Source organism: Nitratireductor indicus C115 (assembly GCF_000300515.1).
Lineage (GTDB): Bacteria > Pseudomonadota > Alphaproteobacteria > Rhizobiales > Rhizobiaceae > Nitratireductor > Nitratireductor indicus.
On sequence record NZ_AMSI01000051.1, the window covers coordinates 1 to 1,798 of the forward strand.

The 1,798-nt window shown below is 60.7% G+C and carries 1 pseudogene; it reads right to left on the reverse strand.

The window, feature by feature from the left end:
- Window positions 1–1,798, reverse strand: a pseudogene (locus NA8A_RS24135) (hypothetical protein); the annotation flags it as partial.

Consider the following 1,798-nt stretch of genomic DNA (forward strand, 5'->3'; position numbering starts at 1 on the left):
CTCGCGGTGAGCTGGGTCGCGCTGGTGTCGATGAAATCGATATCCGTGTCGGTATAGGAGCCGATCGCCGTATCCAGCTTGGCGATGGTCGCCGACAGCGCCGTTTCGCCGGTCAGCAGGTTGAGGGACGAGCCGTAAATATCAAGCCCGGTCACACCTGTTGCAGAAACAGTGTCCTTGAAGGCCGCCGCCTGTGTGCTTTCGCCGTCCAGATAGGCGAACGCACCGGAGGCGTTGACGGAGCCGGAGGGGGCCAGGATGTAATAATAGCCATTCGCGCCGGTGGTGGCCGATCCAAGCAGCGAACCGCCAGAAATCGCGCTGACGTCTGCGCCCGCAAGCGCCGTCGTTCCCGCATCGCTATAGGCGGTACCGGTGATGGCGGTGGGTGTCGTGGCATATTGCCAGCCGAAATAGGGATAAAGCCCCGTGCCGGTGCCCCACACCGTATTGTCGAAGCTGAAACCGAGACCGAAGTCGAGCGTCCCCTGCATCTCGGCGGTCGTCCGGCTGCCCACCCGTGTTAGCGTTGGAGAAAATGGCTCGGCTCCGAATGCATCCGACTGCCCGGTCGTATCAATGTCCCAGACCGAATTTTCGACGGTTACATAGTTAGATCCCACGTTTCCTATGAGCGCGCCTGCGTACCCCGTCCCTTTAACCAGACCAGATACATAGGTCTCGAAGAGGTGGTTGTCGTAATCGGTATCGCCGACAATCCCGCCGATTATCGCACCATTCGACCCAAGTACCTGACCGCTAAAATAGGACTGCCGAATAGTCAGGCTCCCGCCATGCCCGACCAAGCCACCTGCAGCGCGGTTGTAAGGGGTAGTGCCAGCCGAGGTCACCGTTGCCGAGGAAGAGGATGTTTCAATGACCGTGTTGTTGTCGTAGGCCTCTCCAGCAAGCCCGCCCGCGAAGGATCCGGTGATCGTGCCGCTGGTACGCGACCGCGAGATTTGCAGGCCTTCCAGCGTCTGGCCGAACAGGCCACCGGCATAGCCATAGGCCGATGTTGCCGTAACGGTCACATCCGCCTGCAGACCGGTCGCGGTCGAAGCGCCGCCCTGGCCATACATGAAGCCGGCGATACCACCGACGGCGTCGGAGCCGGTGACGGTGCCGCTCACCGAGATATTGGAAAGATGATGCGGGACTATGCTGCCATTGGCAAAACCGAACAGGATCCCTGTCCGACTGCCACCGGTCACATTCGCGTTGGTGAGGTTCAGATCCTTGATTATGGGCTCGGGATCGGCGGAGCCTCCTCCCCTGTCTCCCCAGGAGCCGATGAGGCCGGCATGTAAATCCCCGGGACGGTTGATGAAAAGCCCGTCGATCGTGTGGCCGTTTCCGTCCAGATCGCCCGCAAGATTTACAGGATAAAAACCGGCGCCGCCGTTCCAGTTGACGGTCCCTGAGGCATCGATATCGCTGACGAGTTGGTAGTTCACACCATAGTCAGCGTAATCATTGGTTCGTGTATCCTGAACCGTCATGCCTTGCAGGCCGTAGAGATCGAAGAGCTGATAGGGATCGCCAATGCTGCCGTCGCCGCCGCGTGTGCGGATGAAGGTGGCATCTGAATAGGTGGCCACCAGGCGGAAATCGTCCACCGAGAAGGATGGCAGGGTGGCGCCGATCTGCTCCCAGGCGCCCCTGTTCAGCGTGAAGGTTCCGATATCGACTGTGCCCGCGGCGCCTGTGCTGATCGTGCCGACAATGTCGCTGCTGCCGTTGCCGCTCGCCGACAAGGTCAATCCGCCGTTCTGGCCGTCGATCGCGCCGTTGAGCG